This window comes from Methanogenium organophilum, assembly GCF_026684035.1.
Lineage (GTDB): Archaea > Halobacteriota > Methanomicrobia > Methanomicrobiales > Methanomicrobiaceae > Methanogenium > Methanogenium organophilum.
In genome coordinates this window covers 1,057,779-1,081,722 of sequence record NZ_CP113361.1, presented here as the reverse complement: position 1 = coordinate 1,081,722, position 23,944 = coordinate 1,057,779, and the positions used below count along the sequence as shown (strand labels likewise).

The following is a 23,944-nucleotide window of genomic DNA, read 5'->3' as shown; positions in this document are numbered from 1 at the left end:
GAGTGTTCCACCTTCTGAGGTGTTTTCTCTGTTCTGTGTGTTGTAACAGTGATCAGGTTAATGCTGTGTCACCTGCTATTTCATTCTTCAGTTATGGGTTACCAGTACCTCTTTGGCCCGGTGCCGTCCCGGCGTCTGGGAGTCTCGCTTGGAATCGATCTTGTGCCCCACAAGACATGCAGCTACAACTGTATTTACTGCGAGTGCGGCAAGACGACGGATATGACTACCGTTCGTTCCGAATTTTATCCGACAGACGCGATAATCCGGGAAATTGACGACTATCTCTCAACGCATCCGCATCTCGATTATATCACGTTTTCCGGCTCCGGTGAGCCAACGCTCCATTCCGGAATGGGGAAAATTGCCCAACATATACGGGAGTACTTCCCGGAGTACCGCTTGGCGCTTCTTACAAACGGGAGTCTCCTCACCGACCCTGAGGTGCGTGCGGAGGCAGCTCTTATGCATGTCGTCGTGCCATCGATGGATGCGGTATCCGAGAGTATATTCAAAAAGATCGACCGGCCCTGTTCCACGATCACCGCAGCAGATGTCCTCTCAGGTATTGTCACCTTCAGAAAGGAGTTTAAAGGCGAAATCTGGCTTGAGATCTTCATCATCCCCGGTATGAATGACTCCGAAGAGGAACTGCTTTTCCTGCGCGATGCGATTGCAGAGATACGTCCTGACCGCGTGCAGCTCAATACACTGGACCGGCCGGGCCTCTATGACTGGATTACGACACCCACAAAAGAGGAGATGGAACATATTGCAGGCGCACTCGGTTTTCCCGGGACAGAGATCGTGGAAGGGCTCCCTTCCCGTTCAGATATCGCCTCGTTCTCGCAGGATGTCCGGGATTCTATCCTTGGAACCATCAGGAGACGCCCCTGCACGATAGACGATCTGAGCCGCATCCTCGGGCTGCACCCAAATGAGGTACGCAAGTACATCGACTCCCTCCTCGCGGATGGATACATCACCGAGGAGCGGGAGGCCCGCGGGATCTTTTACCGGCCGCGGTAGAGGGTTCCCGACTTCCCCTTTTTACCGGATTTTCTGATACAGTTCTGCGATGGACCCTGCCAGTTCATAGCCGCGCAAGGTGATCCGGTATTCGCCACGTTCGCCTTTCTGTCGGATGATATCACTTTTTATCAGCTTTTCAAGGTGGAAGAGGAGGTTGCCGCCCCGCAGGCCGGTCAGGTTTGAAAGTTCTGTGAAGGTCTTTGCATCATCATAGCAGGCCTTGAGCACCTGGAGTCTGACGGCACTTCCCAGGGCATCGCTGAAGAGCGTGGCGGCCTCCTCCGGAAGAGATCGTACGGCAACGGCGGTATCCATCTCCTCATGACAGGCCCCGATCGCCTCAAGCATCCTGAATTGCTGGTTCAGCTGGTGCTCCGACTCGGCAAAGCAGGATGCGCACCGGTCGAACGGCGCATGATCCTTCATTTCGGCCATTCTGGTGCGAATAGCTGTAATTTCCCCGGGGGTGAGATGTCCCGAGCGGATACTCTCAAGGACTCCTTCAAAGAGCATCTGAAAGGTTGAGCGGCATTTCTCCCAGAGGGGGCAGTCGCCTGCCTTTTTCCCGATGGCGTCGCACCCCATATCCCGGCAGCCGGTCACAATGGCATCGGCGCAGCTGTTTCGAAGTTCTGCAAGGAGGGCTGTCCCCTGCAGGCCGGGCCCCTGCCCCGCGTAGCGGTTCAGGTCGGAGCGGAGGGCAGAAATTTCTGATTTTAGTTCGCGAATTTCGTTAACGGGTAGTGTTTCCGGTTTCATGTTTCTCCATCTGCTTCGGATAGCCGGGTCAGAAATCTGTACCGGTTCCTGCTCTTGTGTATTTTTCTGACGGTTTTGTATATATTTGTATGCGCCGACAGAGTATATGGTGAAACAGCAATGGTAGCACTCACAGAAGAGATGAAAACCGCCCTTGCAACGATGAAGGCATTTCCGGTTGCCACCGCATCAGCAGATGGGTGGCCGAATGTGGTCCCGATTGGATTTGTCGAACTGGTCGATGACGAGACGATATGGATCGCAGACAATTTCATGAAAAAGACGCTTGCCAATATCCGGGAAAACCCGAAGATGTCCGTCTATGTCTGGGGCCCGGAGACGAAGGGCTGCTTCCAGATCAAAGGAGAGGTGGAGCTGAAGACCGAAGGTCCGGAGTTTGCCAAGATGCAGGAGACCGTTCGTGCAAAGATGGCACAGGCGCCCGCAAAGGGTCTCATGGTCATGAAGATCCACGAGGTCTACACCTGCAGTCCCGGCCCGGATGCAGGGGACAGACTCCTCTGACTTTTTTTGGGTGACTGACTGCACCGCACAGGCTGCTATCCGCAGGAAGAGATATCTATAATTATTGCGTGAGGATTTCTGATGCATCGTCGGACCCTACGGGCATACAGCGATCTCCTCCGGCTCCACTTTGCCTTTGCATGGCCGCTCCTCTTCTGTTCAGGTGCGGTTCTGGCCTTCGCGGCCTATGACGGGTTTTCGTGGTCGTATCTTTTCACCATCGCACTGATCGGTCTCTTCGGCTTCGAGGCGGGAATGGTCCTCAACGACTACGTGGACCGCATCTATGACCGGAGAGATGTCGAGAGCCGGATGACCGGATACTGGCGTCCGTTCGGGACCCGCCCCATCGCGGAAGGGCTCATCCCGGCCCGGCATGCCAGAAATGTTGTTCTCCTTCTTGCGGTTGCCGCCTTCGTCCTGACTCTTACGCTTCCCTATCCGCATTCTCTCTTTGTTGCCCTCATTATGGGCTACAGCTATGCCGTCGAGGTGTTCTATCAGGTGAAGAAGCGCTCGCAGACATTTCCCGTCGCCCAGCTTGTGGGCAGGACCGACTTCGCCCTCTTCCCCGTCGCGGGGTATCTCGCGGTTGGGATGCCGGATGGGACGGCGCTTCTCTACTTCCTCTTCTTCTACCCGTACGCCCTTGCACACCTCGCGGCAAACGACATCACCGACCTGAGAAATGACATCGCCCGGGGCATGAAGACCGTTCCTGTGCTTTATGGTGTGCGGGGAACGATCATCTGGATTGTGGCATGCACCGTCCTGCACGGCATCATGGCGTTTCTCTTTGCCCGTGTCCTGGATCCGGTGGCTCAGGCGGCGCTATTTGTTGGATTTCTGCTGGTAATCGCGGCGAACGGCATACTATTACAAAGCAGCGGGACGCCGGAGGCAGGGTTGCGGGCACTGCCGCTCTTTCATGCCGCGATGGCGGTCTATGCAGGGGGCATTGTTCTCGCGTTCTTTGTCTGAGCGGTCTCCCTTCCGTGTCAACGGAAGGTTCATCCGGTTATCCGTCCATCATTCTGCTGTGAACTGATATGAAACGGTATGGATTATTCATTGGACTTCTCTGCTGCTGTCTGGGGGCAGCGGTTCTTGCATGCGGCTGCATAGGAGACGAACCGACCGATCCAAACGCCGTGAGCGGCAACGGAACGATTGTGTACCAGAACCTCGAAGGCGGGTTCTATGGCATCGTCACCGATGACGGCACCCCCTATCTCCCTCTCAACCTGCCCGATGAGTTTGCACAGGATAACCTCTCCATCACCTTCACCGGCGTTGCGAAGACCGATGTCATGACCATCCAGCAGTGGGGCACCCCGCTGGAACTAACAGAAATTTCGTCTGGAGACCAGACGATGAAGATGGTCTCCGGGACCCCCTGATCTCCGTTTTTCCCTCTTCAGCCCTCCGGCGGGCGTGAGCAGATGCACGGCCACGGTTCTGTCTCTTCTCCGATGGCATAAACCACTTCTCTCCTGCTTCCGGTCCGGTAACAGGTGATGCCTTTCAGATTGCTCCCCCAGGCAAAGAGAATGGCTGCCGCAATATCGTCGTCTGTTGCTGAATGAGGCATGTTGATGGTCTTGGAGATGGCAGCGTGTACACGCGGCTGGAATACTGCCTGCATCCTGATGTGGTCTTTCCAGCTGATGTCGGTCGCGGTTTTGTAGAGCCTTCGGAAGGAAGCCGGGAGCCAGTTGATATCCTGCACTGTTCCCGTGCGGCGGAGATGGGAGATGACGGCATTGATCTCCTGATCTACTTCCGGTTGTGAGGAGAACCGGTCCCGTGCGGCGGTGGCGAGGTCCTGCGCAAAGAGCGGGTGCAGCATCGCAAAGGAAGATCCTGCGGTATGCCTGCGGGTATATGCATAGGAATACACTGGTTCGATGCCCGGCGAACAATCTGCGAGAAGAGAGATGCTGCCTGTCGGGGCGATGCAGGTGAGGGCGGCGTTGCGCATTGGGCATTTATTCCATCTGCTATTGTCCCATGCCGGAAATGAGTCGGATTCAACGGCAATAACATGTGAAGTCTCTACCGCCGCTGTGGTGATGCACTCCATAACATGCCCGCAGAGTACACGCCCTTTGGCTGAATCATATGGTATCCCCAGCATAAGGAGGGTGTCGTGGACGCCCATTACTCCAAGCCCAACCTTTCGGGTCCGTTTCGTTGCCGTTTCAATCCGGGAAAGCGGATAGGTGTTTTTGTCGATGATCCGATCCAGCATCCGCACCGCAATTCCGGTCGTTTGTTTGAGTCCGACCTCATCGATATGGTCCTCTTTGACAAACCGGGTGAGGTTCACCGAACCGAGGACACAACTCTCAAACGGGAGAAGCGGCTGTTCCCCACAGGGGTTTACGGCATCGATCTCCCCGAGGAGAGGCGTGGGATTGTGGTGGTTTATTTCATTATAAAAAAGGACGCCGGGTTCCCCGTTTTTCCAGATGCCGCCTGTGATCGCGTCCCAGATGTCGCCCACCGTTACCTCATCCCCCGTGGCAGGGTGAGTTGTCCAGACTGAATCCTGTTTTCCGTCACGGATACATGCCATGAATGCGTCTGTCACCATCACCGAGATGTTGAAGTTTGCGAGATCCCCTTCTCTTTCCTTGGCGTGGATGAAAGTGAGGATGTCGGGATGGTCTGCATTGAGGATGCCCATGTTTGCCCCCCGCCGCCTCCCTCCCTGCCGGATGATCTCGGTCGCCTGGTTAAAGATCTGCATGAACGAGACCGGCCCTGATGCCATGCCGTCTAACTCGCGGACAGGGGACGCCTTCGGGCGAATTTTTGAGAAGTTATATCCGGTGCCCCCCCCGCTCTGGTGGATAAGTGCTCCCCATTTGAGGGCATCAAATATTGTTGGGAGAGAGTCGCCGATAGGAAGCGTGAAACAGGCGGCAAGCTGCCCGTTCTCCGTTCCCGCGTTCATCAGGGTGGGAGAGTTCGGAAGAAAACGGAGGCTGTGCATCTCCGAAAAAAATGTCTCTTTTTCACGCTGTGTCTCTCCGATGGCGTCTGCGACCCTTCTACAGACGTCCGTAAAGGAGTTCTCATCGTCACGAAGATAGCGTGCTGCAAGGATGTGTGTGGTGAGGCTTCCGGTCATGTTTCAGTTAGGTTTCTCTCCTGTTTTTGCCGTACGCAGGGTTTCCACTCCCTTTGCAAGAACTGTGCCACACGCGCCTGCCGGGTATCGGTTGGGGAATGTGTACGACTGCTGTACCGGGATGCCCACCTGCCGTAGTGCTTCTTTGAGCGGAGCGGTGGCTCTCCCGGCATGGGCCATACAGGTGGTGAAGACAATTGCACGGGTACCCTCCTTTACCCCCCGCAATGCTGCAACCGCCCCGGTTATAACGGGTGTCGGATGTTGTGACCAGACCGGGGTGCCTATGATGATGATGTCAAAGGGGGATATGTTGATCTCGGCAGGATAGATAGCATCCTTCCGGCCGGTTACGGCCCTGATGCCTCCCCGGAGATATTTTCCCATTCTGCAGTAATGTCGCTCCGGCCGTACCTCTATCAGGGTTGCTCCGGTCTTTTCTGCGGCATTCCGGGCAATGGCCCGTGTATGGCCGGTTTCGGAGTGGTAGATGATGGCGACCGCCGGTGGTGTTTCGGCGGGTGCCGTATCGGTATCCGGTGTCATGGGTGTTCCTCACCCCTTCATCAGCACGCCGGGGTATATAATGAATTGCCGGGGGGCTTTCCTCCGAACCATGTTGCAGTCGCAGAGAACCGGGGACTCAGGATGACCATTTCGTTTATATGTATGTACGTATGAGGGGGGAGTGGTGAAAAGCTATGGCAGCACTTACAGAAGAAATGAAAAAGGCCTTCGCGACGATGAAGGCATTCCCGGTTGCTACTGCCGCAAAGGATGGCTGGCCGAACGTTGTACCCATTGGATTTGTGGAGCTCGTTGATGACGAGACAATATGGATCGCAGACAACTTTATGAAAAAGACCCTCGCGAATATCAGTGAAAACCCGAAAGTTTCTATCTATATCTGGGGCCCGGAGACGAAAGGATGTTTCCAGATAAAAGGTGACGTCAAACTGAAGACATTTGGTGCGGATTTTGAGAAGATGCAGCAGACCGTCCGTGCAAAGATGGCGAAGGCACCGGCAAAGGGACTTTTAATCGTAAAGATCCGGGAAGTCTTCCAGTGCGCCCCGGGCCCGGGCGCCGGGGAAAAACTGATCTAATTCTTCTTTTCTGTGCTTCATGTGATCGTGCATCTACGGTTTCATGCGGAGATGATCTGATGATATCATGTGTTGCAGGCTCTGGTATTTCTGCCTCGCAGGTACGACGCTTTTTTTCGTGGGTAAGGTATGGATGGAAACAAGAATCCACCTGCCGTGTTCAGAAATGCGGGTCTACCCTGCATGCTATCTGTTGATGGACCGACTGAATCGGGCTGGTGGGAATATAAATGTAAAATGTGGCGTTCTGAGATGTGGAATGATTGGCTCTTTAAAGCCCTTACTCCCCATTTTATGAGTCATATGGTGGGGTTTCATTCTAATCTTGATTTCTTTAATCTGGTTGTAATATTTTCCCGTTCGAACGGTATTTCAATATCTTCCTCTTTAGAATCGAAAATACCGTTTCAACCATGTTCCTCTGACTATAGTTTTCCTGATCATAATTCTCAAACATCTCCATCCGATATTTTCCAGAGTGAACATTTCCATTCTATTCACGAATCGGAATTGCTGATTCAGTTCCAATAATCTCCCTAATGAATCTGTGTATCTCTTCAGAATCATACCCTTTGTCCATCGTAAAGCACTCTGATGAGGTTATCCTCTGGGCCTGATTAATCAGAGATTTTGCATGCTGAGAGTCACGCACCGGCAGCTTTGAAAACTACTAACCCATGATATCATTTTATCTGAATCCGCAGCAATTGAAGCCTTGATGAAACTTCTTCGAGTCTTATTGTTCATTTTCGAATAGTGGTGGATTGCATAGGAGCTGGTAAACCCCGTTGGATAAATCAATTTAATTTTGATCTTCCCTCCGTTTTCATGCAATAGTCAAATCGCACATTTCAGAATGATTTTAAGAGATAGGGAGGGTATGCGCGTTATAAATTTTTGAAGAGTAGTAAAATGCGGGATGCTTTTCAATTCAAGGACATTCCTTATTGGGGTTTATATCTGTATCGATCAGTAAAATCACGATAATTCATTGCTATTTCTTCCTAAAAATTTTCATGGTCATAAGCTGATGCCTGGTATAATTACTCTTCATAAATTTGGACGAATGGAGAGGAAAATGAGAATTTTTGATGACGATGAGAGGGTTTTCACAAGATTGATGAACCTGTTCTCAGACATTGCTTTGAGAAATCCCTTGTTAATTTGTGGTCAAATGAAATTGGGGTTCCCGTATTATCGTTCTTTCGGTTGCTATTTTCTTAGAGTATTTCTACACGGCCGAATAATTGCCATTTGGGCTGGGTTTTGGTGCCTGAAGGTGCATATATGGACGTCATTTGTTCTCATTTTGCGTTATTTGTAGCATTTTATTGTAATTCATTCCATCAAATTACTTATTTTTTAAATCTGAATGTTATATGATAATTTTTTTATCTTGTTTTCTTGAATCTGCTCTTTATGGCGAGGAAATATTCTCAATTTTTAGATGAATGTTTCTGCTACCTGATGAACTATATTATATCTGTTTTGTGGAAAATGGATGATATTTATATTCTAGAATGTATTTGTTGTAGTATGCGCTATTGTATAGCATTAAATATTTTTGCATGAATTCGCATCCGAATTGTCTCAAAATACTGGCATTATTGTGCATGAATATATTTTTATTATGTATTTTGAATTTTAATATCTGTGATTGTACTTGGCATGTCTCATATTTTAATTCAAAATATATAAATAATGTATGTATGGAAATATGGTTCCAAAACATTAATCATTATTTGTTTGGTAGGCATGTGGTGAGAAATAATAATAACCAAATTCACGGATTTAATGCATTTATGCAATTAATACGGTTAATTATATTAACTTGTTTTAAAATCAAAATAATTGTTCAGGGATCTTTTTATATACTATATTTCCTAGATCTAATTGATAAACTTGATGATTATACTGGGGTGCAAATAATTTTGATTGTAACGTTTGCCCATCATAAGGGTGGTACTGGAAAAACCACATCATGTTTAAATATAGCTGGATTTTTGCATGAAAGTGGGAAGCGTGTGCTTGTTATCGACTGTGATCCACAGGCAAATGCAACATCGGGCCTTGGCATTGACCCGTGTTCTGTTCGCCTGAGTATGTATGATGTGTTCATGTCCTATGCAGGAGACTATGCTCCTGTTGGCCTGACGGATATAATCACAAATACAAAATCCGGCATTTTTCTGGCGCCTTCATCGCTTGATCTTGTTGGTGCAGAGCCGTACCTCTATGGCATCACCGACCGCGCCATGATCCTGGAAGATGCGATATCAAAGATTCATAGTGAGTATGATTACATTCTCATTGATACTCCCCCGAGTATGGGGCAGTTCGTCCTCAACGGGCTTGTTGCTGCAGATCGGGTTTTTGTTACATTTGACAGTGGTATTTTTGCCCTGAAAGGGGCTGAGGCGCTCTCGGCTATCATGGGTGATGTTGAGGCATATCTTGGCGAAAAAGTGGTCGCTGATGTGGCTGTTCTTACTCGGTGGGACAGTGCCCCTGTCATCTCTCTTTCAGATGAAGGATTTATAGCAAGGTTAAAGCAGCTCTTTTTTGGAAAAGCTGACCTGGCTGGTAGAGAAGTAGAACCAAAACGATTGTCTGCATTTAAGAATGATGTGAAAAAATCGTTTGATACGGTATACACGGTTCCGTTTGATACAAACGTCCAGATTGCACAAGTGAATGGCCTTCCTCTGGCGCAGTTTGCACCTCAATGCGAGGCTGCCCGTGTCTATCGTGAAATCGCGGAAATGATTAATTCATAGTGGAATTGCCTGATAAACCATCAAAATTCATATAATAATTTAATGAGGCGTATATATGGAAACAATTGGGAGAAAAGCATTATTTGAGGCGTATCCATCGAATGATGGAAAAAATGTAGGGGATAGAATTCTGGATGATTGGGCGGAAACTCTTAAATCCGCCATCAAGGGAGATACCTCAGCGAGGATAAATCTTGATATCGTTGACGGTTCACTGAAATCACTTGGTGAAACACTCAATATAGCAATGGACATAATGGCGGAGGTCGACCTTCTCCAGAATAAGGCAGAATTGTTCATCCGGGAAAACCCTCTGGCTATTGCTGTGCTTGGTCCCAATAAATCCTGTATTGACATCAACAGGGAGTATGAGCGCGTCTGGCGGGGAAGGTATGAAGAGCTGATGCGCAAGAAGCTCTACGAGTTTGACATCATGGTCACGGGTGGCGATGATATGTACGCCTCCTTTGAAACAAAACGGCATGCGGTAAGCGAGATGGAGCTGAAGTGGCCTAATGGCGAGAAAACGTATGTCACCCTCTCTCAGGTACCTGTTCTTGATGATAATGGGGACATCCTCGTCAATTATTACATATATCAGGACCGCACGAAGGACCTCTCGGTACAGAATTATCTCAATAATGAGGTTGAGCGACTGAAAGTTAACCTTGAAATGTTCGCACGCGGCGATCTGAAATTTAACTCGGTAGTTGATGTGGGCAATGATTACACTACTGCGATACGTGACAAATTCACTCAGATCAATGGCAGTATTGATGAGGTGAGGGATGCCGTTGGTGCTGTGGTCAAAGATATGGGTACGCTTGCAGTGGCCGGTGTTGAGGGGAAACTTGATACACGTGTCGACGCATCAAAGCACCAGGGTGACTTCCGTCAGATCGTGGAAGGTGTCAACGACACACTTGATGCGGTGGTTGGCCCGCTGAACGTGGCCGCCGAATATGTAGACCGTATTGGCAAGGGAGAGATTCCTGAAAAGATCACAGATGTGTATGCCGGTGACTTCAACGAGATCAAGAATAATCTGAACCTGTGTATCGATGGTCTTGGCGGACTTGTTGAAGCCGACTTGGTGCTGCAGAAAGTTGCTGCAAATGACTACACAGCGAAGGTTGAAGGAAATTATGTCGGTCTCTATGCCGATGTCGCCTCCTCCCTCAATGAAGTTATAGACCGGCTGCTTCACATCCAGAATACGGTACAGAATGTTGCTGCAGGTGACCTGGGTGATCTTAGTGCCTACAAGGCTGTGGGTCGGCGTTCTGAAAACGACAAAATGATCCCATCATTTGTTGACATGATGGAAAAGCTTGAGGCGGTGGTGAACGATGCAGAGATGCTCGCAGAAGCCGGCGTAAAAGGGCAGCTCGATGTGCGTGCTGATGCGACCCGTCACGCGGGTGCATATGGTGAGGTAATCCGGGGCATCAACAACTGTCTGGATGCGGTGGTTGGGCCGCTGAATGTGACGGCGGAATATGTGGACCGTATCGGCAAGGGAGATATTCCTGAAAAGATCACGGATGTGTATGCCGGTGACTTCAACGAGATCAAGAATAATCTGAACCTGTGTATCGATGGTCTTGGCGGACTTGTTGAAGCCGACTTGGTGCTGCAGAAAGTTGCTGCAAATGACTACACAGCGAAGGTTGAAGGAAATTATGTTGGTCTCTATGCCGATGTCGCCTCCTCCCTCAATGAAGTTATAGACCGGCTGCTTCACATCCAGAATACGGTGCAGAATGTTGCTGCAGGTGACCTGGGTGATCTTAGTGCCTACAAGGCTGTGGGTCGGCGTTCTGAAAACGACAAAATGATCCCATCATTTGTTGACATGATGGAAAACCTTGAGGCGGTGGTAAACGATGCAGAGATGCTCGCAGAAGCCGGCGTAAAAGGGCAGCTCGATGTGCGTGCTGATGCGACCCACCACGCGGGAGCATATGGTGAGGTAATCCGGGGCATCAACAATTGTCTGGATGCAGTGGTTGGGCCGCTGAACGTGGCCGCCGAATATGTGGACCGTATCGGCAAGGGAGATATTCCTGAAAAGATCACGGATGTGTATGCCGGTGACTTCAACGAGATCAAGAATAATCTGAACCTGTGTATCGATGGTCTTGGCGGACTTGTTGAAGCCGACTTGGTGCTGCAGAAAGTTGCTGCAAATGACTACACAGCGAAGGTTGAAGGAAATTATGTCGGTCTCTATGCCGATGTCGCCTCCTCCCTCAATGAAGTTATAGACCGGCTGCTTCACATCCAGAATACGGTGCAGAATGTTGCTGCAGGTGACCTGGGTGATCTTAGTGCCTACAAGGCTGTGGGTCGGCGTTCTGAAAACGACAAAATGATCCCATCATTTGTTGACATGATGGAAAAGCTTGAGGCGGTGGTGAACGATGCAGAGATGCTCGCAGAAGCCGGCGTAAAAGGGCAGCTCGATGTGCGTGCTGATGCGACCCGTCACGCGGGTGCATATGGTGAGGTAATCCGGGGCATCAACAACTGTCTGGATGCGGTGGTTGGGCCGCTGAATGTGACGGCGGAATATGTGGACCGTATCTCGAAAGGAAACATCCCTGCCAAGATAATGGATGATTATGCAGGTGACTTCAACGAGATCAAGAACAACCTCAATGGGTGTATTGATGCAGTTAACCTGCTGGTTAAGGACACAAATATGCTGGCTGACGCTGCTGCGGCAGGCAAACTCACTACACGTGCCGATATCTCACAGCATTCCGGTGACTATGCAAAGATTGTGGGTGGTCTCAACCAGACGCTTGACATCATCAACGAGCCGTTCCGCGAAATGAATGCCGCGATTGTCCAGCTGGATGTCACCGCCGATGAGACAACTCGTGGGGCAGACGAGATCGCAAAGGCAGCCGAGCAGGTTGCGGTAACAAGTCAGTTCTGTGCGGATCTGAGCAACTCGCTTATCACGCAGATCGAAGCAGTAGACCGACAGGTTGCAGATCTCTCTGCAAGTAATGAGGAGATTGCCAGCACCTCGCAGGAGGTGCACGAGCATGCGGTTCAGACGGCCGAGATTGGTGAGAAGGCCCAGGAGCTCGGTGCCGTGGCGAACAGCAAGATGAATATCGTCGAAACAATCGCCAAGCAGAGTGTGGACGAGATCCAGAATCTTAACAGCCGGATGCAGGAGATCGATAACGTCGTCAAACAGGTCAATGACATCGCAAACCAGATCAACCTGCTTGCCCTCAACGCGGCGATTGAGGCGGCTAGGGCAGGTGAACACGGTCGTGGCTTTGCGGTGGTAGCAGGGGAAGTTCGCAACCTGGCAGAGGAGGCCAAGCAGGCAACCGGCCGGATCGATCAGGTCATCGCAGGTGTCCAGGCAATCAGTGCAAAGACGGCCGAGGCGATCGGTTCGGCACACAATGAGATAGGCTCCGGTGTTGCGAGCGTAAACGCGACAATTGAAGCTCTCAACGAGATTGTGCAGGGGTCTCGTGATGTGAGGATTAACATCGATGAGATTGCCAAGGCGATTGAAGAACAGGCGAACATGGCAAACCGCATCGTTGAGGCGATGGAGGAGAGCAACCGGCTGACCCGTGAGAATCAGAGACAGGTAGAAGAACTTGCCTCACTCGCTGAAGAGGCGAGTGCCTCAACCGAAGAGATTGGCAGCTCCATCTATGAAGTGAAGAACATGGCTGGGGGACTGAAACAGACCATGGATAAATTTGAGGTATAAACCCGGAGTGAGGAGAAGATGGCAACAATTGATGTGGTGGTATTTGAAATCGGGGGTGAAAATTATGCCTTTGATATTCATCTTGCAAGGGAGATTGTTGAGATGATTCCAATCACCCCTGTCCCCGGCGCACCACCGTATATAGCAGGAATCATCAATCTCCGGGGTGAGATTACCAATATAATCAGGATCGATGGGCTCCTTTCACTTAATAGTGGGAAAGCTATTGAGGACCAGAAAATCATTGTCCTTATCCCTCCTGAGAACGAAGGGTCGGGTGTTGGGATCATTGTCGATGAAGTGCATTCCGTCAATGTAGTTTCCGAAGATGATATCGAGCAGATGGAGGAGAATTTATCATATGATTCAAATGGATTTATCAAGGGGATCATTAAGGTAAATAAGGGTGAAACTAAGAAAGAAGGGTTGGTGATCTGGCTCGATATGGAGAAAGTCCTTGGGGACCTCATATATAACCATCAGAGATAGTCTTTCATAATTGGGAGATTTTCAGTGCCCCATCCGGAGCATTGGAGATGTAATCTTAATCCAATGCTCCAATTAGGGGAGAGAATATCATTCGGGGGCGTATCCTTTCCCGGATGCGCTGTGTGCATGCAACGGAATTGAATGAATTATTTTATAATAACTCTCTTTTCTGGAGACCGGGAATGAGTTGAAAATAGCTCCCGAATTCGATTGCTATAGATGTTACGTATTTTATCGTGTTCTGGATGGTTTTGATTACCATTTGCATGAGATCTTCCCGGATTTAGTATATTGTAACTGATGGGCCCCGAATCTGAGTACGGGATTACCCAGCAGGAGATGAACCATGCAAACCTGCACTTATGGTATTTTTTCTCTTTCGGCAGAGAAAGGTTCAGTATGTCAGAATTTATTCAACAGACACAAACCGGGAAATTCTCAGTTCAGGAAGATCTGAAATATATTCTGCGAAAGCACCTGAAATTCCGGTGATGGTAATGAAGCGTATTTTTTCCAGGGGAAATTGAAGCATGAGATTGAACCATACCTCAGCATCACAATATGCTGTCTCTGTTTCCCTTTGTTTTGATCTGGCCTGTTGGTCGGAAGAAAGTGGTCTGCACCACTCCCGGATCAATGATGTCTCTGTATGGCCGAATGAACATTATCAAGCGATTTTTGCAGGATTTCCTGGCAGTTGTGGCGCAGAGGATCACCGTGGCCTGGATAAATGGCGGAAATATCCTTTCTGCAGATCCTTTCAAGTGCCAGGACAAATTGTTCGTCATAGGTGCCGTCATCAGATCTGATAATCAACGGCGTGTCTCCGGAAAAGAGTGCATGGCTTTCTCTGCAATAAATGCATATTGAATCCGAACTGTGGCCAGGTGTATGGATTATTTCAGCTGTTTCGTCACCGATCCTCAGCAGATCACCGTCCCTGACCACGGTGTCGACATCTTTGAGATATTTCGAAAAGGCGTAGACTTCCGGTTTATATACCTCCCGGATGCGTGGAAGAAGGGATGTGTGATCATAGTGACTGTGGGTGAGGATAACCTGATCCACCTTGTGCTTGCCCAGTCCGGTTGATGCATGATTGATACGGTCCACTATTGAGGGGGCTCTTCCGACATCGATCAGCGTATTTTTATCCTTTAATGCGTTCCACACGCCGGTAACCAGATACACATTCGATGTATAGGTGGTGATGCCTTCGGTCAGGTTTGAGATCTTCATTATTTGACAGAAATTTTTCTGTATACATGTGCATTGGGAACAATCTGTTCAAAGAGATGTTCGACGTCTTCTGGCATTTTCTGTGTATGCTCTGTTAAAAAGAAGCCGCCCTCCTCGAGTGAACCATGAAACATCCTGATTACCCTGCTCCTGTCCTCTTCAGTAAAATGGAGAAGCACGTTTTTGCAGACTATTAATGAAAAGTTGTTTCTGAATGGCTCGAAGCTGAGGAGATTATGTTTCTGGAACACGAGACGTTTTTTTATCTCATCTGAAACCTGATAATTCCCGGGTTTATTTTCGTCTGGAAAGAAGTGTTTCGCGAAGATATCTCTGGGCATTCTCTGGAGTTCGTTCTCCGGATAACTACCTTCTGTGATTATTTTTCCAAAGGTTTCGTAAGTATCGATATCGCTTGCATATATTTTGACGTTCCTGAAGATCATCTGGCCCATATTCTCCCTGAGCAGGAGGGCGATGGTATATGGTTCCTGGCCCATTGCGCACCCGGCACTCCAGATGTTAATGAATCGCCGCGACCGGAATGAAGGGAGCATATAATCAATAATCGTTTGCAGCGTCTGTAAATCCCTGAAAAAGAATGTAAATGCCATCGTAAATCACGTAATAACCCGGTTAATGTCAGCGGAAAGGAATTATTCTAAAGTAGTCTTCCTATTCGCAATTAAGGTTATGTATGGGGATTATACGCACCTTCCACAGTTCTGTTCTTCGGCTCAGGGAGGATGCTGTTCTGTCTGAAAATTACATGATGGTTTATGCCGATCAGTATGCCCTGAACGGGGCACTGTCGATGCGAAACGATGCAGAGAAAGTTATGAGCATCCGCTCCATCCGCAGTTCTTGCAGATCCCCTGGTTGCAGCCTTCCCCGAAGTCCAGTTCGGCGTCGCATTCGGGACAACGGTTCTTTCCCTCCCCGGAGACATCAGTGATGGCCCAGTCATCGAGAGTGGTAATAGTCTCCATGTGGGCCGCAAGGTCGATGCATCTGCCGACGACGTCAGCACAGGAGTATCCTTCAGACTCTGCCTTTTTCACCGCAGAGAGACAGTTCACCTTCCGGAACTGTTTGACATATTTTGTATAGGGAACGCCGCTCTGCAGCCCTGTTGATATCGCCCGGCCGAGAGCATTGGAGTTTGCTTCGCACCCGCCGCTCCCCACGGTCCGGATGAATACTTCCCAAGGCGTCCCCTCAAAAAGGTTGACGGTCACATAGAGGCGGCAGCACCCGGACTGGCAGAGGTAGGTCTTGCCTATGAGTTCCTTCGGGCGGCACCGCTCCTGTATTTGGGGTTCTGCCGGTTCCTTCTCACTGAGGGACAGAACAACTTCGCTTCTGCTCCCTGTGCGGTAGATGGTCATTCCCTTGATGCCGTTCTTCCATGCCATCATGACGGCCTGTGCCATGTCGTCTCTGGTCGCCTCTTCAGGCATATTAATTGTCTTTGAGATTGAGGCATGGACATGCTTCTGGAATACTGCCTGCATCAGGATGTGGTCCTTCCACCCGATGTCCATTGCAGTCCGGAAGACCTGACGGAACGATGCCGGAAGCCATTCGATGTCCTGCACGGTCCCGGTTTTATGGACATGGTCGATCACTTCACGGACCTGGCGATCACATTCGGCCGTGGATTTACCGGGTGTGGCAATAACCCTTCTCAGTTCAGCGGCAAATATCGGGTGCAGGATCTCAAACGACTTATCCACGGTATTATTCCGGGTGTAGGCAAAGGAGAAGACCGGTTCGATACCACTGGAGCAGTTTGCCATGAGGGAGATGGTGCCTGTCGGCGCAATGGTGGTGAGAGCGGCGTTGCGCATCGTCCGGTCACCCCAGGTACTCCCCTCCCATGCGGGGAAGACGCCGCGTTCCTCTGCGAGGCGGTGTGACTCGTCTACTGCTGTTGTAGTGACCAGTTCCATCACATGTTCACAGAATGCCCGCCCTTCCTCTGTGTCATAGGGTATCCCCAGGAGGAGCAGTGCGTCGTGGACACCCATGAGGCCAAGGCCTGTCTTCCGGGTCTTTTCCGTGGCCTCTTTGATCTGAGGAATGGGGAAGGAGTTCTTGTCGATCACCGCGTCAAGGAATCGTGTGCCGATCCGTGCGGTCGCACGCAGCCGTTCTTCATTGAGTTTTCCGTTCTCAACAAATTTCGAGAGATTAATTGATCCAAGAACACAGCTCTCGAAGTGGAGAAGCGGTTGTTCCCCACACGGATTGGTGGTATCGATGTCCCCGAGATGTGGGGTGGGGTTGTACCGGTTGATCTCGTCATAGAAGAGCACTCCTGGCTCTCCATTCTTCCAGATTCCGTCAATCACTGTGTTCCAGATATCACCGACACGGACCTCCTCTCCGGAATACGGGTGGGTCATCCAGACCTTCTCCATTTCGCCTGCGTCGACGGCTTCCATGAATGCATCATTCATCATGACTGAGATGTTGAAGTTTTTGACCCTCCCCTCCTCGGTCTTCGACCGGATAAATTCCAAAATATCCGGGTGCCATACATTGAGTATCCCCATGTTTGCTCCCCGGCGCCTGCCGCCCTGTTTGATAACCTCGGTTGCTTCATTGAAGATGTTCATGAAGGAAACCGGGCCGGAGGCGACCCCCTCTGTGGAGAGAACCGGTGCGTCCTTCGGGCGGATATTTGAGAAGTTATAGCCGGTTCCGCCGCCGCTTTTGTGGATCAGGGCGCCCCACTTGAGGGCGTCAAAGATCTCAGGGAGGGAGTCCCCCACCAGCAGGGTGAAGCAGGCGGAGAGTTGATTGATGTCGGTGCCCGCGTTCATCAGGGTGGGTGAGTTTGGAAGGAACCGGAGTGAGCGCATCTCCTCGAAGTATGCGGCGGTTTCGCTCTCATCCTTCCCGAGGGCACGAGCGACACGCCTGCACACATCTTCGAATGTTGTTTCGCCGCTGCGAAGATAGCGGGCACTCAGGATACTGTTAGTGATTGAATCTGTCATGGGTCTGATCTTTCGTTCAGGGTGCAGAGAATATCCAATGGATGTTTGCCTGATAGCGGGTCATACCGGTATCCATGGCGACCGGTGGTGCATCCATTGATGGCCATATTCTCCTGCGGCCTCCTCTTTATCCGGTCGATGATGTTATCGAACGGGAGGGGTCGTTTTCTGGTCGGTTTTCTTTGCCGGGCTCCCCCCTGCTGGCATGCCATCACGGAGGGCCGCATACCGATTCCGGGAGGGTGTGGGCCATCGGGGTCAGTAATCTGATTTTCTTCAGGCTCTTGTGGTAATGGCGCCGGGGAGGATTGTCTCATTCTGTTTGTTGGGCTGTGTGATAAGAGAAGGGGTATCACCTAATGAGTGGATGCCGGGTGGTGCGAAAGTGGCTGGATGGTGACCTGCTATTTTGGGTGATGATTCCGGTCGCATATTGGGATTTTGGGTCGAAATGATTGTTCGTACATGGTGGACGTTTTGGATAGCGAATGCCATCTGGATTCCGGAGTCAGGTATACCGCGCCGGGTGAAACCTGATTGAGAGGGTGAGTATAGGGGGGATGAATACAAAACAGGATTTTTCAGTTCTTGTTTTTGAGGCGTTTTCCTTCCGCCCACGCCTTCCCTGCATACTCTCCCAGGGTCCAGTAACTGTTGTCGGGCATCGTAAGAAGGAGAGGATTTATTGCTTTCATGTCCGGTTTTCCCCCGCTTTCCATTCCTGTATTTACATACCCCGCTACGATTTCTCCGATAAAAAGCAGATTTGTGGGTAATTCAATGGTCTCGGTGAGTCGGCATTCCATGGTCAGCGGGCAGTTCTGGATCATTGGCGCCCCGGTGAGAACGCCCCGGAAGAGGTCGAATATGCCTGATTTGTCAGTGTCCCTACCGGATACAAGGCCGCAGTAGTCGGTTTCCGTTACCATTTCGGCCGTGGGAAGGTTGACACTGAAGGTCTTGTTCTCCTGGATACCGTCCGGCGTAGCGTTGGCCCGGTTGATTCCGATGGCAATCATCGGAGGGTCTGTATTCACCCGTGAAACCCAGCCGACCGTGAGGAAATTCGGCCTTCCTGCGATCTCTGTCCCTACGAGGACCACGGGCATGGGGAGGAAGACATTTGTTCCGATTCGGATCTTCTTCATACGCCTTACTCCACCGGATCGATAATGAATGTTGGTGCGAAGTACGAGCGTTTTGATGAGAGCTCCTGCACCTTTGCGACCGCCGGTAGAGTAAAAATGATTTCCTGAGTTGGCCACCTTATGAAATCGAATGATGATGTCTAAATTGTGGGGGTGAATCTGGTCGGAAAAAGGATGTATCCTGACTATTGTCAGATCCACTGCTTTCTTCTGAAGTATACCACCATGATAGCGGCAGTAACAACCATTGCCAGGATGGCAGCCGGATAACCATATTCCCACTGGAGTTCCGGCATGGATGCGAAGTTCATCCCGTAGATGCCTGCAATGAACGTCAATGGGATGAAGATGGTTGCAATGATGGTTAATACCTTCATCACCTCATTCATCCGGGTGCTCAGGGTTGAGAGGTAAATCTCATAGATTCCGGTTGACATCTCCCGGTATGACTCAAGAATATCGTTGAGCTGATAGAGATGATCCGAAACATCGTTGAGGAATACCCCTGTTTGTTCGGATATGAAATTCGATTTATTCCTGATAAGTCCTGAGATTGTCTCCCGAACCGGCCATACCTGTTTTCTGATATTAAGGAGATTTCGTTTGAGGGAGTAGATATCTTCCATTACATCCCTGTTATCCCCGTCAATGATCCGCTCTTCAAGGTTCTCGATATCCTCCCCGATTCGTTCAAAGACCGAAAAGTAGTTGTCAACAACAAAGTCGGTGAGGGCATACATCAGATAATCCGGGCCGTATCTCCGAATCCGGCTTTTTTTGTCTGAAAGTCTCCTGATAATGGCGTCAAAAATATCACTGTCGGTTTCTTCAAATGAACAGACGACCCGATCGGTGAGGATTATGCTTAACTGAGAGGATGCGATGGAATTGTTTTCTTCAGATTGTGCCGTTGTATCCGGTATGGTGCCGGAAATATCTTTTTTAAACTCAGGAGATGGGTCTCTGGTGTCTGCGTTCCCTTTATTATCTATGCGGATGATTTTCAGGACCAGATAGAGGTAATTGTCAAAATCTTCGTATTTTGGGCGTTGGCTGGTATTGAGTATATCTTCAAGCGTCAGGGGATGAAGGGAAAGGAGCTCTCCGATCCGTTTGATCTCTTCAAGATTGGAGAGGCCGGATACCTTTATCCAGGTACAGGTATCCGGATCACGGGATATGGTGTCTGGTGAATCCGGGCTGATTTCTTCCGCAAAACTCTGGTTATAGACAAAATACCGGACGTGGGTTGGTGCAGGATCCCGCTCACCCACATGGATCAGGGTCCCGGGGGGGAGCCCTGACTTTGATGCCTGTGATACTGCAATTTTTTTGCCCGGTTCCATGTGTCAGCATCATTCTGACAGGGGAAATATATTTCTAAAATTGACTGGTAGAAAGGGGTTGTCCGTCATGCACAGGATCAGGATAACAGATCACTCATTCTGCCTGTCTATCCGATCTCTTTTTCCATCCAGACGGTGTCAAAGATGATCCCGTTCTTCTCGCCGATATTTCTGAACCTGCCGCATTCCGTGAAGCCGTGTGCGGCATGGAACCGGATGCTGCCGGAGTTTTTGGAGGAGATCGACGCGAGAATGCAGGCTATGCCCCGTTCCTGTGCGCCTGTTTCAAGGTGGTTCAGGATACGGCTCCCCAGCCCCTGACCGGTCATATCCGTTCGGATAAAGTATGTCACCTCAGCGGTGCGGGCAAAGGCGGGCATCGGATTATGGGAATGCAGCATCCCGAATCCAACTGCAGTGCCGGCGGCGTCCCGGACCACGCAGGAGGGATAACCATCGGCAAGGGAGCAGAGGTGGTCAAACATTCCATAGGGCACCGGTTCTGCCGGGTATGCCGCGAAACTATGCTCTATGTAGTGGTTGAAGATGTCGATGATGGCGGTACGGTCTTTCGGGCGTATCGCGTCCAGGGTATATTCTGTCATGAGTCTTCCTCTCCGGTCGGTGGTGTGAATATGGCCGATCTAAATACTGTTTAGTTGCTATACTATTTTGAAATAGGTACTATACTATTTTATCCGTGATGTCCACGAAAAGGAGGAAAACGGCTGATGGTCCGGTGGTGCCGGATGTCGATGGCTACGGGTCGGCAGGGTTATTCTGCGGGACACAGGACATCTTCTCCCGTACCTTTGGGCAGGCGTCAAACATCTCCTCGAGCCCGGAGAGGAGTGTAAGGAGGTGCTCACGGTCTGTCCCGGTGAGGGCGGTGAGATGGGATGCGAGGATATGATCCATCTGTTCGTGGTAGCGCCGGTGCCACGCGAGAGCCTCCTCTCCCCGTTCTGTGAGGCAGAGCAGAATCGTCTTTTTATCGCCATATCTGCTGTATTTTTTGATATAACCTTTCTTCTCAAGTTTTGTAGCTGTCTGTGATACGGCCCCTTTTGTTACCCCGATACGGGTGGCGAGTGCTGAGATGCTCTCCTCCGGGTATCGGGCGATGAATTCTATCAGGTGAACTTCTGAGGTATAGATGAGCACGCCGTGCCCGATGTCAACCGGCTCCTTCTCGACTGCCACCGCCTTGTTAAGCACCCGGATGAAGGCGTCTGTCAGATCGGAGACGGTGATGCTGTTCTCTGTCTGAGAGGGATTGTTTAGCATGTATACGTTTATATGTGGGGGCGGGTATCTGAAGGTTGTGCCTGTCTTTCGGCAGTGGGGATGCAACGGATTCGTGTTCAGGGCCAATGGGATGAATCATGGGTTGCGTGTCAAAAGCTTTTCCCCGCCACAGCCAAAGAGAAGATTATGGCAACAAACCCTGAGACGGAACGTATCGTTCGCGAATTTCTGGACCATACTGATGCAATATCAGATGAGATCACTGCAGAGGCAGAAAAAATGCTGGGGAAGGTGCCGTTCATCTTTTCCTACCTGAACGAACGGCCCGAATCGTTTGTGTTGAGCACCCTTGGCGACTTTTATACCGCACGCCCGAAGAGCATGGACGTGAAAACGGCCGAGATTGCAACGATTGCCGCTGCCGCTGCCCTGGGTGCGGATGCCTGCCTGAAGATGCATATCCGGGTGGCACTCGAGGAGGGTGTCTCCCGAGATCAGGTGCTGGACGCCCTTCTTATCGCCTCTCTTATAGGGAAGACATCGGTGATGACCAAATCCCTGCGGGTGTTGAGGGATGTGGAAGAGAAGATGTGACGGGTGTCGGGGAAAATCTCTCTGAAACTGATTTAGGGTGATTACTCCGCAAACATCTCCCGTGCCATCTGTTTTTTCTCGTCAAATCCTTCCCCTTCCATCTCTTCTACGATCGTTTCCAGCAAGGCCGGGATATCAAGGTGCTGTGGGCATTTATCGAGGCATTCCATGCACTGCACACACTGCGAGGCATACTGCTCCGGGCCGCTTGTCAGCACACCGGAGAGCCGGACGACATAGAACATCTCCGCATCCGGGTTTTTGAACATATACTTGTTGTTGTAGAGCTCAAAGCAGAGCGGGATGTCTACTCCTGCCGGGCAGGGCATGCAGTACTGACAGCCGGTGCAGCCGACCTTCATCAACTCACGGTAGGTGTCGGTGGCCTTCGCGATGAGAGAGAGTTCTGTTTCCGAAAGGGAGCCGGGGTATGCTTCGCCTGCTGTCCGGATGTTCTCTTCGATGTCCTCCTCCCGGTTCATGCCGGAGAGGACGACCGTTACCTCCGGGTGATTCCACACCCAGCGCAGTCCCCACTCGGCGGGGGTTCGTTCGACGGGTGCACGGTCCCAGATGTCCCCGACTTCGGGCGGCACCGGGTCCGTGAGGTTCCCGCCCCGCAGGGGTTCCATGATGATGACGCCAAGGCCCTTCCCGGCGGCGTATTCCAGCCCTTTTGTCCCTGCCTGATTCTCTTCATCGAGGATATTGTACTGGATCTGGCAGAACTCCCACGGGTATGCGTCCACAATCGGGGCGAAGTCATCTGCCGGCCCGTGGAAGGAGAAGCCGGCGTTCACGATCTTCCCCGCTTTCTTTGCCTCGTCAAGAAACGCCCGGAGGCCGCACGCCTCGAGCTGGGCGAGTCGTTCGGTGGTGTTTAACACATGGATGAGGTAGTAGTCGATATGGTCGGTCTGCAGATTCGTGAGCTGGGCGTCAAGGAACCGGTCCATGTCCCCCCGCGTCCTCACCAGCCATGACGGCAGTTTTGTTGCAAGGCGGACCTTCTCCCGGTAGCCGTCACCAAGTGCACGCCCGACAAAGGGCTCGCTCTCTCCCATGTGATAACTCCAGGCCGTGTCGACATAATTCATCCCGTGGTCGATTGCATACCGGAGTTGGCGGGTGGCCCGCTCCTCATCTATTTTGCCATCGACCTCTGGAAGGCGCATGCAGCCGTAGCCGAGTATTGAGAGTTTATCTCCGGTTTTTGGTATGGTGCGGTAGAGCATTGTTTATCCCCTCTTGGTATGGGGGATTGATGGTTTTGGGGGTACTTATGGGTTTTTGTGTTGGGGGGGTGTGGGTATGAAATATCTGTTGAAAATCGGGATTTTCTGATGTTTTTTCATCTGAATGTGTTGATATCGGTTTCGAGGAAAACTGGAGTTGTGGAGGTGGGGAATTGAACCCCATTTTAGGGTCTATGTGACTTCACACTAATGTCAATTAATTGGTGATCCTAATGGTATTGGAGGGGAGGGCATCCAGCCCTCCACATGACCCGCCCAACCAAACATTGCTAATAATCCGATTATTATTTCTTTAAATGTCATGAAAAAATCTCCTAAATTGAAGTTCTCCCATATCCAGATAAGTACACCAATAATTAACAGCAGCGTATCTGCCACAACCCTAGAGAGATTATGTTTGATGTGTATGAATATTTTTCCAATAGTGTTAATTGAAGTCTAATTTTTAAACGGTCGGTAATGGAGACAGTTCGTTTATTGATCTTCTGGCATTACTAGCATTTTTAGCAATAATATGTGATCAATAGCTGTTT

22 protein-coding genes are annotated in these 23,944 nt (G+C 50.4%); 9 read left to right on the top strand and 13 right to left on the bottom strand.

Going from position 1 to position 23,944, the window contains the following annotated elements; all coding sequences use genetic code 11:
- The first annotated feature begins 93 nt into the window (after positions 1-93).
- Positions 94-1,029, top strand: a complete 936-nt coding sequence (locus OU421_RS05525) for a radical SAM protein (protein ID WP_268187610.1) — start codon at positions 94-96, stop codon at positions 1,027-1,029.
- A gap of 21 nt (positions 1,030-1,050) precedes the next feature.
- On the opposite strand, the gene OU421_RS05520 is transcribed toward OU421_RS05525, so the two are convergent.
- Entirely contained in the window at positions 1,051-1,791 is a 741-nt protein-coding gene (locus tag OU421_RS05520; RefSeq protein ID WP_268187609.1) for a winged helix-turn-helix domain-containing protein, read from the bottom strand.
- A gap of 120 nt (positions 1,792-1,911) precedes the next feature.
- Between OU421_RS05520 and OU421_RS05515 the strand changes: the two genes are divergently transcribed.
- The 3 genes from OU421_RS05515 to OU421_RS05505 all read left to right on the top strand — a co-directional run bounded on the left by OU421_RS05515 (position 1,912) and on the right by OU421_RS05505 (position 3,716).
- Positions 1,912-2,316, top strand: coding sequence for a pyridoxamine 5'-phosphate oxidase family protein (locus tag OU421_RS05515; protein WP_268187608.1), 405 nt, complete (start codon positions 1,912-1,914; stop codon positions 2,314-2,316).
- An 81-nt stretch (positions 2,317-2,397) separates the two neighbouring features.
- Positions 2,398-3,297, top strand: coding sequence for a UbiA family prenyltransferase (locus OU421_RS05510; RefSeq protein WP_268187607.1), 900 nt, complete (start codon positions 2,398-2,400; stop codon positions 3,295-3,297).
- Positions 3,298-3,365: 68 nt separating this feature from the next.
- Positions 3,366-3,716, top strand: coding sequence for a hypothetical protein (locus OU421_RS05505; protein ID WP_268187606.1), 351 nt, complete (start codon positions 3,366-3,368; stop codon positions 3,714-3,716).
- A gap of 17 nt (positions 3,717-3,733) precedes the next feature.
- Here OU421_RS05505 and OU421_RS05500 read toward each other — a convergent pair whose 3' ends face one another.
- Together OU421_RS05500 and OU421_RS05495 are read right to left on the bottom strand one after the other, a co-directional pair.
- Positions 3,734-5,452, bottom strand: coding sequence for an adenosylcobalamin-dependent ribonucleoside-diphosphate reductase (locus OU421_RS05500; protein ID WP_268187605.1), 1,719 nt, complete (start codon positions 5,450-5,452; stop codon positions 3,734-3,736).
- Positions 5,453-5,455: 3 nt separating this feature from the next.
- Entirely contained in the window at positions 5,456-5,998 is a 543-nt protein-coding gene (locus OU421_RS05495; protein WP_268187604.1) for a flavodoxin family protein, read from the bottom strand.
- 155 nt (positions 5,999-6,153) lie between these two features.
- Here OU421_RS05495 and OU421_RS05490 point away from each other — a divergent pair, with 155 nt between their 5' ends.
- The 4 genes from OU421_RS05490 to OU421_RS05475 all read left to right on the top strand — a co-directional run bounded on the left by OU421_RS05490 (position 6,154) and on the right by OU421_RS05475 (position 13,575).
- Entirely contained in the window at positions 6,154-6,558 is a 405-nt protein-coding gene (locus OU421_RS05490) for a pyridoxamine 5'-phosphate oxidase family protein (protein WP_268187603.1), read from the top strand.
- 1,919 nt (positions 6,559-8,477) lie between these two features.
- The gene (locus OU421_RS05485; protein ID WP_326493533.1) at positions 8,478-9,335 is read left to right on the top strand and encodes a ParA family protein; all 858 of its coding nucleotides are present in this window, start codon (positions 8,478-8,480) and stop codon (positions 9,333-9,335) included.
- A gap of 55 nt (positions 9,336-9,390) precedes the next feature.
- Complete coding sequence (locus OU421_RS05480; RefSeq protein WP_268187602.1) at positions 9,391-13,086, top strand: methyl-accepting chemotaxis protein; 3,696 nt, start codon at positions 9,391-9,393, stop codon at positions 13,084-13,086.
- Positions 13,087-13,104: 18 nt separating this feature from the next.
- Positions 13,105-13,575, top strand: a complete 471-nt coding sequence (locus OU421_RS05475; RefSeq protein WP_268187601.1) for a chemotaxis protein CheW — start codon at positions 13,105-13,107, stop codon at positions 13,573-13,575.
- A gap of 633 nt (positions 13,576-14,208) precedes the next feature.
- On the opposite strand, the gene OU421_RS05470 is transcribed toward OU421_RS05475, so the two are convergent.
- The 8 genes from OU421_RS05470 to OU421_RS05435 form a co-directional block, all read right to left on the bottom strand.
- Positions 14,209-14,814 carry an MBL fold metallo-hydrolase gene (locus tag OU421_RS05470; RefSeq protein WP_268187600.1) on the bottom strand — a complete coding sequence of 202 codons (606 nt, stop codon included), beginning with the start codon at positions 14,812-14,814 and terminating at the stop codon, positions 14,209-14,211.
- The gene (locus OU421_RS05465; RefSeq protein ID WP_268187599.1) at positions 14,814-15,428 is read right to left on the bottom strand and encodes a CheR family methyltransferase; all 615 of its coding nucleotides are present in this window, start codon (positions 15,426-15,428) and stop codon (positions 14,814-14,816) included. The genes OU421_RS05470 and OU421_RS05465 overlap by 1 nt, the downstream gene beginning before the upstream one ends.
- A gap of 222 nt (positions 15,429-15,650) precedes the next feature.
- Positions 15,651-17,819, bottom strand: coding sequence for an adenosylcobalamin-dependent ribonucleoside-diphosphate reductase (locus tag OU421_RS05460; RefSeq protein ID WP_268187598.1), 2,169 nt, complete (start codon positions 17,817-17,819; stop codon positions 15,651-15,653).
- On the bottom strand, positions 17,816-18,046 hold the full coding sequence (locus OU421_RS05455; RefSeq protein ID WP_268187597.1) for a hypothetical protein: 231 nt from the start codon (positions 18,044-18,046) through the stop codon (positions 17,816-17,818). The genes OU421_RS05460 and OU421_RS05455 overlap by 4 nt, the downstream gene beginning before the upstream one ends.
- 354 nt (positions 18,047-18,400) lie before the next feature.
- On the bottom strand, positions 18,401-18,967 hold the full coding sequence (locus OU421_RS05450) for a flavin reductase family protein (RefSeq protein WP_268187596.1): 567 nt from the start codon (positions 18,965-18,967) through the stop codon (positions 18,401-18,403).
- Between the two features lie 191 nt (positions 18,968-19,158).
- Positions 19,159-20,313 (bottom strand): magnesium/cobalt transporter CorA, encoded by a 1,155-nt coding sequence (gene corA / locus OU421_RS05445; RefSeq protein ID WP_268187595.1) that lies wholly within the window; start codon positions 20,311-20,313, stop codon positions 19,159-19,161.
- A gap of 107 nt (positions 20,314-20,420) precedes the next feature.
- Complete coding sequence (locus OU421_RS05440; protein WP_268187594.1) at positions 20,421-20,918, bottom strand: GNAT family N-acetyltransferase; 498 nt, start codon at positions 20,916-20,918, stop codon at positions 20,421-20,423.
- Between the two features lie 154 nt (positions 20,919-21,072).
- Positions 21,073-21,600, bottom strand: a complete 528-nt coding sequence (locus OU421_RS05435) for a MarR family winged helix-turn-helix transcriptional regulator (RefSeq protein ID WP_268187593.1) — start codon at positions 21,598-21,600, stop codon at positions 21,073-21,075.
- A 147-nt stretch (positions 21,601-21,747) separates the two neighbouring features.
- Here OU421_RS05435 and OU421_RS05430 point away from each other — a divergent pair, with 147 nt between their 5' ends.
- The gene (locus OU421_RS05430; protein WP_268187592.1) at positions 21,748-22,155 is read left to right on the top strand and encodes a carboxymuconolactone decarboxylase family protein; all 408 of its coding nucleotides are present in this window, start codon (positions 21,748-21,750) and stop codon (positions 22,153-22,155) included.
- Positions 22,156-22,196: 41 nt separating this feature from the next.
- Here the strand turns inward: OU421_RS05430 and OU421_RS05425 are convergent, their stop codons facing one another.
- Together OU421_RS05425 and OU421_RS05420 are read right to left on the bottom strand one after the other, a co-directional pair.
- Complete coding sequence (locus OU421_RS05425; protein ID WP_268187591.1) at positions 22,197-23,390, bottom strand: aldo/keto reductase; 1,194 nt, start codon at positions 23,388-23,390, stop codon at positions 22,197-22,199.
- 213 nt (positions 23,391-23,603) lie between these two features.
- Complete coding sequence (locus OU421_RS05420) at positions 23,604-23,789, bottom strand: hypothetical protein (RefSeq protein WP_268187590.1); 186 nt, start codon at positions 23,787-23,789, stop codon at positions 23,604-23,606.
- Positions 23,790-23,944 lie beyond the last annotated feature (155 nt).

Coding starts and splice junctions, on each gene's coding strand:
- OU421_RS05520 (WP_268187609.1), bottom strand. CDS start 1,791: ATGAAACCGGAAACACTACCCGTTAACGAAATTCGCGAACTAAAATCA.
- OU421_RS05480 (WP_268187602.1), top strand. CDS start 9,391: ATGGAAACAATTGGGAGAAAAGCATTATTTGAGGCGTATCCATCGAAT.
- OU421_RS05515 (WP_268187608.1), top strand. CDS start 1,912: ATGGTAGCACTCACAGAAGAGATGAAAACCGCCCTTGCAACGATGAAG.
- OU421_RS05470 (WP_268187600.1), bottom strand. CDS start 14,814: ATGAAGATCTCAAACCTGACCGAAGGCATCACCACCTATACATCGAAT.
- OU421_RS05450 (WP_268187596.1), bottom strand. CDS start 18,967: ATGAAGAAGATCCGAATCGGAACAAATGTCTTCCTCCCCATGCCCGTG.
- OU421_RS05475 (WP_268187601.1), top strand. CDS start 13,105: ATGGCAACAATTGATGTGGTGGTATTTGAAATCGGGGGTGAAAATTAT.
- OU421_RS05455 (WP_268187597.1), bottom strand. CDS start 18,046: ATGCGGCCCTCCGTGATGGCATGCCAGCAGGGGGGAGCCCGGCAAAGA.
- OU421_RS05430 (WP_268187592.1), top strand. CDS start 21,748: ATGGCAACAAACCCTGAGACGGAACGTATCGTTCGCGAATTTCTGGAC.
- corA (WP_268187595.1), bottom strand. CDS start 20,313: ATGGAACCGGGCAAAAAAATTGCAGTATCACAGGCATCAAAGTCAGGG.
- OU421_RS05435 (WP_268187593.1), bottom strand. CDS start 21,600: ATGCTAAACAATCCCTCTCAGACAGAGAACAGCATCACCGTCTCCGAT.
- OU421_RS05465 (WP_268187599.1), bottom strand. CDS start 15,428: ATGGCATTTACATTCTTTTTCAGGGATTTACAGACGCTGCAAACGATT.
- OU421_RS05490 (WP_268187603.1), top strand. CDS start 6,154: ATGGCAGCACTTACAGAAGAAATGAAAAAGGCCTTCGCGACGATGAAG.
- OU421_RS05505 (WP_268187606.1), top strand. CDS start 3,366: ATGAAACGGTATGGATTATTCATTGGACTTCTCTGCTGCTGTCTGGGG.
- OU421_RS05460 (WP_268187598.1), bottom strand. CDS start 17,819: ATGACAGATTCAATCACTAACAGTATCCTGAGTGCCCGCTATCTTCGC.
- OU421_RS05425 (WP_268187591.1), bottom strand. CDS start 23,390: ATGCTCTACCGCACCATACCAAAAACCGGAGATAAACTCTCAATACTC.
- OU421_RS05440 (WP_268187594.1), bottom strand. CDS start 20,918: ATGACAGAATATACCCTGGACGCGATACGCCCGAAAGACCGTACCGCC.
- OU421_RS05525 (WP_268187610.1), top strand. CDS start 94: ATGGGTTACCAGTACCTCTTTGGCCCGGTGCCGTCCCGGCGTCTGGGA.
- OU421_RS05510 (WP_268187607.1), top strand. CDS start 2,398: ATGCATCGTCGGACCCTACGGGCATACAGCGATCTCCTCCGGCTCCAC.
- OU421_RS05500 (WP_268187605.1), bottom strand. CDS start 5,452: ATGACCGGAAGCCTCACCACACACATCCTTGCAGCACGCTATCTTCGT.
- OU421_RS05495 (WP_268187604.1), bottom strand. CDS start 5,998: ATGACACCGGATACCGATACGGCACCCGCCGAAACACCACCGGCGGTC.